Genomic DNA, 8,413 nt, shown 5'->3' with positions numbered 1-8,413 from the left:
GCCTCGGGCGGGTTGGGCAGGACGCCCAACCCCGGTCTTGCCGTGTGCGCAGGACTGCGCACACGAGCAAGCGGCGATCGAGCTTACATCGACGTACTTGCAGCGCCCCCCGCAACCGGCCCCACCCCGCCATCCCACGGATAGCCCGCTGTTGCTGTTGCCGTTGCCGTTGATTCGGCAGGTGCAAGGCGCAGCCCTGCCGCCCCCTCCTCTTCCAAAATGTGAAGACCGCGCGGTGACGAGTACACCGCCCCTTCGGCTAACATTCGTCCATGCCGCATACCACCACGACTCCGCCCGCATTGCAGGATGGCGACCTGCTGGCCGCCATCGACCTTGGCTCCAATAGTTTCCACATGGTCATCGCGCGCTACACGCTCGGCCAGCTGCGGGTGATCGACCGCCTGCGCGAAACGGTGCGCATGGCCGATGGCCTGGATGGCAAGGGTGGACTTTCCGCCGCCGCGCGGCAGCGCGCGCTGGAGTGCCTGGCCCGTTTCGGCCAACGCATCCGCAATGTGCCGCCGCACCAGGTACGCGCGCTGGCCACCAATACCGTGCGCCAGCTGCGCTCGCCGCAATCGTTCCTGGTTCCGGCCGAGACCGCGCTCGGGCATGCGATCGAAGTGGTCAGCGGCCGAGAAGAGGCGCGCCTGATCTATCTTGGCGTGGCCCACGCGCAGCCACCCAAGCCCGGCCAGCGCCGGCTGGTGATCGACATCGGCGGCGGCTCCACCGAGTTCATCATCGGCATGGGCATGCAGACCCTGGAGCGCGAAAGCCTGCAGGCCGGCTGCATCGCCAGCACCCGTCGTTTCTTCCCGGGCGGCAAGCTCAGCAAGAAGCGCTGGAAAGATGCGCTGGCCGAGATCGGCCGCGAGTTCCAGCCCTTCGCCAGCAAGTACCGCGCCCTGGGCTGGCAGGAAGCATTGGGCTCATCGGGTACGCACAAGGCAATCAGCGAAATCTGCGCGACGATGAAGCTGAGCAAGGGCGCGATCACCGCCGAAGCCCTGCCGCAGCTGCGCGACGAACTGCTGAAAGCCAAGAAGATCGACGACATCGAGCTCCCGGGCCTGTCCAGCGATCGCCGCCCGATCATCGCCGGCGGCATCCTGGTGCTGGAGGCTGCCTTCCAGGCGCTGGGCCTGCAGAAGCTGCTGGTCAGCAAGGCGGCGATGCGCGAAGGCATCCTCTACGACATCGTCGGCCGCGCCGGCGAGAACGACCTGCGCGACGAATCGGTCACCGCGCTGACCCAGCGCTATGGCATCGACACGGTGCAGGCCGACCGTGTGCAGGACACCGCGCTGTCGCTGCTGGAGCAGGTACAGGAGCGCTGGAAGCTCGACGCCGACGATGCGCGCATGCTTGGCTGGGCCGCGCGCCTGCACGAGCTGGGGCTGATGATCGCCCACAGCGGTTACCACGTGCATGGCAGCTACGTGCTGGAGAACTCGGATATCGCCGGCTTCTCGCGGCAGGAACAGCAGATGCTGGCCGCGCTGGTGCGCAGCCACCGTCGCAGCGTGACCAAGACCGCCTTCGATGCCCTGCCCGAGCGACTGCTGCTGACCGCACGCCGGCTGGCCGCGCTGCTGCGCCTGGCGGTGCTGCTCAACCGTGCCCACGAAGACGACCCTATGCCGGTGCTGGAGCTGACCGCCGACGACAACCGGCTGTCGCTGATCGTGCCGCAGGCATTCATCGATGCGCGCCCGCTGCTGCGCGCCGACCTGATCGGCGAAACCGACGGCATCGCCGGCCTGGGCATCCAGTTCCGTCCGTTCGTGGCTTGATCGAGGGGGGGGGGCCTCGGGTCTATGTGGACCGTGCTCGGGGCCGAATCCGTCACACTTTGCGCAATCTGGCCTCTTTTTTTGTTGCGATGCAGCGACCTCGAACGACTGCGCGTCAGGCCCGCTTCGCGTAAGTCGATGCTTTTGTTCATTTTTTGTGAAAAGAAGCGGCGTATCGCGAAATAATTGGATACGAAGTCTTTACAGATCATTAACCAACGAGACTACTATCAGGTCACCGGCTCAGTCCTTGGACCCGCCGGCTTCTTCGACGCCCACTTTGGCGTCTTTTGCACGACCTGAGAGAGAGAGCTCGCCATGACTTCACGCACCACCGCACTGGGGCAGGCCATCCGCTATGCCCTGGCAACCACCGCAGCGCTGGCTTCGCTGCCTGCGTTCGCCCAGGACGGCAGCGGCGCCACTCCCACCAACCTCGACCGCATCGAGATCACCGGTTCGCGCATCCGCCAGGTGGACGTGGAAACCGCCCAGCCGGTGTTCGCGATCACCCGTTCGGCCATCGAGCAGCAGGGCTTCAGCTCGGTCGCCGACATCCTGCAGAACGTCACCGCGATGGGCAGCCCGGCGATCAGCCGCGCCAACGCGCTGACTGCCGGTGAGAACGCGGGTGGTTCGTACATCGACATGCGCAACCTGGGCACCCAGCGCACGCTGGTGCTGATCAACGGCAAGCGCCTGGGCATCAGCACCTCGGGCTACCAGGACATCTCCACGATTCCGGTCTCTGCCGTGGAGCGCATCGAAGTACTGAAGGATGGCGCGTCGGCCATCTACGGTTCCGATGCCATGTCCGGCGTGGTCAACATCATCACCCGTTCCAATGTCACCGGTGTGACCGCCAACGTCTACCACGGCCAGTACAGCCAGGGCGACGGCGCGCGCGACCGCTTCGACGTGGTGGCCGGCTGGAGCAATGACCGCATCTCGCTGACCCTGGCCGCTGAACACTCCGAAGAAAAGTCGGTATGGGCCAAGGACCGCTGGTTCAGCGAGTACGGCATCACCGACCGCCATGCCGAGAACCTGACCAACTGGACCACCATCAGCCAGTGGGGCCAGTTCACCGGCCTGAAGGGCGGCCCGGGCTGCACCAACGCAAAGGACGGCTGCAACTACTCGCTCAACCGCGGCGCCGACCCGACCAACCCGGCCAACTACCACATCACCGATCCGTCTGCGTTCACCGGCGACGTCAGCAACGCCAACCAGCAGATGCACGTGAACTACCCGCTGAAGCGCGACTCGGTGTACTTCGACGGTCGCTTCAAGATCACCGACAACGTCAACTTCCGCGCCGAGCTGGGCTACAACAAGCGCGAGGCAACCCGCCAGATCGCCGGCTACCCGCTGCAGTCGAGCACTGCCGGCGTTGGCTCGATGTCGGTTGACAGCTACTTCAACCCGTTCGGCAACCAGCACGGCTACGCCAACCCGACCGCCGTGGCCTGGAACCGCCGCACCTGGGAAGTGCCGCGCGTGACCACCAGCGAGTTGAAGACCTACCGCGCGGTAGCTTCGTTCGACGGTTCGTTCGAGATTGGTGAGCGCTTCTTCGACTGGGAAGTGGGCTACCAGTACAATCGCAACGAGTTGGAATCGACCGCCACCGGCAACCTGCACAAGGGCCGCGTCGCCGCCGGCGTAGGCCCGTCGTACTACAACGCCGCCACCGGCAAGGTCGAATGTGGCCGCCCGGGCGCGCCGATCGCCAACTGCATGCCGTGGAACCCGCTGGTGCCGTACGGCAAGATCGATCCGAACGGCATCGATGGCAATGCGGCTCTGCAGCAGTGGCTGTTCCCGCCGGAGGTCACCACCGGCAAGACCACCAGCAAGAACTTCTTCGCCAACATCGCCGGTTCCATCGTGACCCTGCCGGCCGGCGACCTGGGCTTCGCGTTCGGTGTCGAAAGCCGCAAGGAATCGGGCCAGTACCGCCCGGATCCGCTGGCGCAGACCGGTGCCACCACCAACCTGGCCGCTGGCCCGACCGGTGGCGACTACAAGGTCAGTGAGGCGTACCTGGAAATCAACGTGCCGGTGCTGGCCGACCTGCCGGGTGCGAAGGAACTGACCTTCAACGGCGCGACCCGCTTCTCCGATTACGACACCTTCGGCAACACGCTCAACAGCAAGTTCGGCTTCAAGTGGAAGCCGTTTGATTCGCTGCTGGTCCGTGGCACCTGGGCCGAGGGCTTCCGCGCCCCGACCATCAACGACCTGTACGGCGGTGGTTCGGAAACCTTCGCCCAGTTCAGCGATCCCTGCGACGTCCAGTTCGGTTCGTCCAAGACCAGTGCCGAAGTGCGTGCCCGCTGTGCGCGTGACATCGCCAATGCCGACACTTTCCGCCAGCTGAAGCAGGGCAACCAGGCTGTCACCACCGCCACCGACGCCACCCCGGTGCCGTTCGTGTCCGGCTCGGATCCGAAGCTGACCCCGGAAACCTCGACCAGCAAGACGCTGGGCCTGGTCTGGAGCCCGAGCTTCATCAAGAACTTCAACGCCTCGCTGGACTGGTGGAAGATCCGTATCGACAACACGATCGTGTCCGATACCCCGACCCAGATCCTGATCGACTGCTATGAGCAGGGCGTTGCTGCCCGCTGCGCCCGCTTTACCCGTGACACCTCGACGGGTCCGACCGCCGGCATCGTCAACAAGCTGACCTTCGGTAGCCGCAACTCCGGCTTCATGGAGACCGAAGGTTACGACCTGGACCTGAACTACCGCCTGGATACCAGCGTCGGCAAGTTCAACGCCGGCTGGGCCACGACCTATGTCAGCAAGAGCATCTACCGCTCGACCAACGACACCACGGTGGTGCCGACTGTTTCCAACGGCATCGGCAGCAACTTCCGCGTCCGTTCGAACCTGGTGCTGGGCTGGGACCTGGGCAACTTCGGCGTGAGCTGGACCGCGCGCTACTACTCCGGCGTGAAGGAACAGTGCGTGGACATCCGTTCGTACCCGGGTGAATGCTCGGATCCGAACGTCTACGCCCCGTGGTACAAGGGTGCACGCAACTACAACGAGCGTGGCTCGGTCACCTTCCACGATGTGCAGTTCCGCTACTCGCTGCCGTGGGATGCAACCGTCTCGGTCGGTGCCAACAACGTGTTCGAGAAGTACGGCCCGGTCATGTACAGCAAGCCGAACTCGGCCTTCTCGTACTACGGCGGTTACGACATCGGTCGCTTCGTCTACATGAAGTACCAGCAGCGCTTCTGATCCATCGCGCGGCAATGCACCACGACCACGGCCCTTCGGGGCCGTGGTTTTTTTGTTTCTGCGCAGGTTGACGTGTTTGACAGGCTCGGCCTCCTTCGCTGCGTCTCCATCGCGGCAATCCCGGAATGGCGGTGACGCGTCATCGAACAGCGCAGCCACCTGATTCGCATCGACTTTGTGCAGATGCGTCAGCCTCGCCGATTGCAGATTCGTACCTTTCCCATACCTCTCTCATCGGGCCTTCACTAGCGTCGAGTCTCCACCGTCTGCGGTGGTATTTGCGCCGTCCGCTTTGGCAGCGCACCGAAGACCTAGAAGAGAGAGAGACCCATGACCATCCGTACTCCCGAACTGGGGTTGGCGATCCGTCGCGCGCTTGCGATGACCGCAGCCACTGCGCTCGCCGTTCCTGCATTCGCCCAGCACGCGCCGGACGCCACCACGCTCGATCGCATCGAGATCACCGGCTCGCGCATCCGCCAGGTCGACCTGGAAACCGCGCAACCGGTGCTGACCATCAGCCGTGCCGACATCGAGCGGCAGGGCTTCAATTCCGTCGCCGACATCCTGCAGAACCTGACCGCGACCGGCAGCCCTGCCCTCAGCCGTGCCAGCCCGCTCAGCGCGGGCGAGGCCTCTGGTGGCAGCTACGTGGACATGCGCGGCCTCGGCCCGCAGCGCACCCTGGTGCTGGTCAATGGCAAGCGCCTGGGCATGACCACCTCCGGCTACCAGGACATCTCCAGCATTCCTGCCGCTGCCGTGGAGCGCATGGAAGTCCTCAAGGATGGCGCCTCGGCCATCTACGGTTCCGATGCGATGGCCGGCGTGGTCAACATCATCACCCGCCGCAACGTCGAGGGCGTGACCGCCAGCGTCTACCACGGCCAGTACAGCGAGGGCGACGGCGCCCGCACCCAGTACGACGTGGTGGCCGGCTGGTCCAATGACCGCGCCTCGATCAGCGTCGCCGCCGAGCATGTCGAAGAAAAGGGCGTGTGGGCAAAGGACCGTGGCTTCAGTGCCTACACCTACACTGATCGCCATCCGGACGACGGCTGGACCACGGTCGGCCAGTGGGGCCGCATCACCGGCTTCAAGGGCCCGGGCTGCAGCAACAGCCGTGGCTGCAGCTATTCGCTCGACCGTGGCAGCCAGCCGGGCGGTCCGGACAGCTTCCATCTCAGCGACAACACGCCGTTCACCGGCGACGTCAGCAACAGCAACGAGCAGATGCACGTGCAGACGCCGATCAAGCGCGACTCGATCTTCGTCGACGCACGCATGGATCTCAATGACCAGGTCCGCTTCAACACCCAGCTGGCCTACAACCGGCGCACCACCACCCGCCAGATCGCGGGCTATCCGTTCCAGTCCGCTGCCGCCGGCATCACGCCGATGTCCGCCGACAGCTGGTTCAATCCGTTCGGCAGCCACCATGGCTATGAAAGCCCCAGCGACGTGCACTGGAACCGCCGCACCTGGGAGATTCCACGCGTCAGCACCAGCGAACTGACCACCTGGCAGGGCGTTGCAGCATTTGAAGGCAACTTCGCGTTCGGCGGTCGCGAATTCGACTGGGAAGCAGGCTACCAGTACAACCGCAGTGAACTGAGCCAGCGCGCCACCGGCAACCTGCACAAGCAGCGCGTTGCCGATGCCACCGGCCCCTCGTTCTACAACCCGGCAACCGGCAAGGTCGAATGCGGTACGCCGGAGGCGCCGATTGCCGGCTGCAAGCCCTGGAACCCGCTGGTTCCGTATGGCCAGGATGATCCCTATGGCCTGACCGACAATCCGGAACTGCAGGACTGGCTGTTCCCGGAAGAACTCACCCGTGGCCGTACCACCACCCGCAACCTGTTCGCCAGCCTCAGCGGCAGCCTCGCCACGTTGCCGGCCGGTGAGCTGGGCTTCGCCGTCGGTGCCGAGAGCCGTCGCGAAGATGGACGTTTCATCCCCGATGCACTGGCACAGACCGGCGCCACCACCAACCTGGCCTCAGGTCCTACCGGCGGCGGCTATCGTGTCGACGAGGCGTACCTGGAGCTGAGCGTGCCGGTGCTGCGTGACCTGGCCGGTGCACGTGAGCTGAGCCTGAGCGCTGCGACTCGCTACTCGGACTACACCACCTTCGGCGGTACCCTCAACAGCAAGTTCGGCTTCACCTGGAAGCCGATCGACCAGTTGCTGGTCCGCGGCACCTGGGCCCAGGGCTTCCGCGCACCGACCATTTCCAACCTGTACGGCGGTGGCTCGGAGACCTTCACCACCGGCTTCCGTGACCCCTGCGACACCGTCTACGGCGCTGCGGCCAGCAGTCCGGAAGTGCGTGCACGCTGCGCCGCCGACATTGCCAATGCGGACAGCTACCGCCAGCTCGGCCAGGGTAATGAACCGATCACCGGCAGCAGTGGGCAGACTCCCCTGCCCTTCACCAACGGCTCCAATCCCAACCTGAAGCCCGAGACCTCGACCAGCCGTACGCTGGGCCTGGTCTGGAGCCCGACGTTCGCCGAAGGGCTGAACATCGCCCTGGACTGGTGGAAGATCCGCATCGACAACACCATCGTCGCCGACCACCCCAACGACATCCTTCGCGACTGCTACGAGCTGGGCATTGCCGAGCGCTGCGGCAGCTTCACCCGCGATCCGGAGCTGGGCATCGTCAACAAGCTCAACTATGGCAGCCGCAACAGCGGCTTCCGCCAGGCCGAAGGCTATGACCTGGAGGTCGGCCACAAGATCGAAACGTCCTGGGGCACGCTGAGCGCCGACTGGAAAACCACCTATGTGGTTGCTGGGGAAGAACGGACCACCAACGAGGTCGATGTACCGCCGATTCCCAGCAATGGCATCGCCACCAATGGGGGCATCGGCTTCCGCGTGCGTTCCAACGCGTCATTGGGCTGGGAGCGTGGCGACTTCGGCCTCACATGGAGCCTGCGCTATTTCTCCGCAGTGAAGGAACGCTGCCTGGGCCTGGCGGACTATCCGAACGAGTGCTCGCACCCGAACCAGCGCGCACCGTGGTTCAGTGGCACGCGCGACTACAACCGCCGCGGATCGGTCACCTTCCACGACGTGCAGGCCCGCTACAACCTGCCATGGGACGCCACTGTTTCAATCGGCGCCAACAACGTGTTCGGCCGCCAGGGCCCGGTCATGTACAGCCAGCCGAGTTCCAATTTCTCCTACTACGGTGGTTTTGACATCGGCCGTTTCATCTACATGAAATACCAGCAGCGCTTCTGATCCACCACACGGCGTGAGCTGTTACGCCACGGCCCTTCGGGGCCGTGGCGTCTCGCGTCCAGGCCTGCGTCATCTGGCGGTCGCAAAGCGGTCATATCGGCTAC

At 64.8% G+C, this 8,413-nt stretch carries 3 protein-coding genes; all 3 read left to right on the top strand.

What is annotated here, in order from left to right:
- The first annotated feature begins 272 nt into the window (after positions 1 to 272).
- The 3 genes from ppx to AC07M7_RS19170 all read left to right on the top strand — a co-directional run bounded on the left by ppx (position 273) and on the right by AC07M7_RS19170 (position 8,309).
- Positions 273 to 1,799 (top strand): exopolyphosphatase, encoded by a 1,527-nt coding sequence (gene ppx / locus AC07M7_RS19180; protein WP_046982497.1) that lies wholly within the window; start codon positions 273 to 275, stop codon positions 1,797 to 1,799.
- Between the two features lie 318 nt (positions 1,800 to 2,117).
- Positions 2,118 to 5,054: a TonB-dependent receptor domain-containing protein gene (locus AC07M7_RS19175; RefSeq protein WP_136639880.1), complete on the top strand. Its 2,937-nt coding sequence runs from the start codon at positions 2,118 to 2,120 to the stop codon at positions 5,052 to 5,054.
- 330 nt (positions 5,055 to 5,384) lie between these two features.
- Entirely contained in the window at positions 5,385 to 8,309 is a 2,925-nt protein-coding gene (locus AC07M7_RS19170; RefSeq protein ID WP_495208058.1) for a TonB-dependent receptor domain-containing protein, read from the top strand.
- Positions 8,310 to 8,413: the final 104 nt, after the last annotated feature.

This window comes from Stenotrophomonas sp. GW821-FHT09E08, assembly GCF_059416125.1.
Note: the sequence above shows the minus strand (reverse complement) of the source record. Positions and strands in the feature narration are given on the sequence as shown.

Bases quoted from the DNA above. Each gene is read 5' to 3' on its own strand.
- ppx (WP_046982497.1), top strand. From the start codon at position 273: ATGCCGCATACCACCACGACTCCGCCCGCATTGCAGGATGGCGACCTG.
- AC07M7_RS19175 (WP_136639880.1), top strand. From the start codon at position 2,118: ATGACTTCACGCACCACCGCACTGGGGCAGGCCATCCGCTATGCCCTG.
- AC07M7_RS19170 (WP_495208058.1), top strand. From the start codon at position 5,385: ATGACCATCCGTACTCCCGAACTGGGGTTGGCGATCCGTCGCGCGCTT.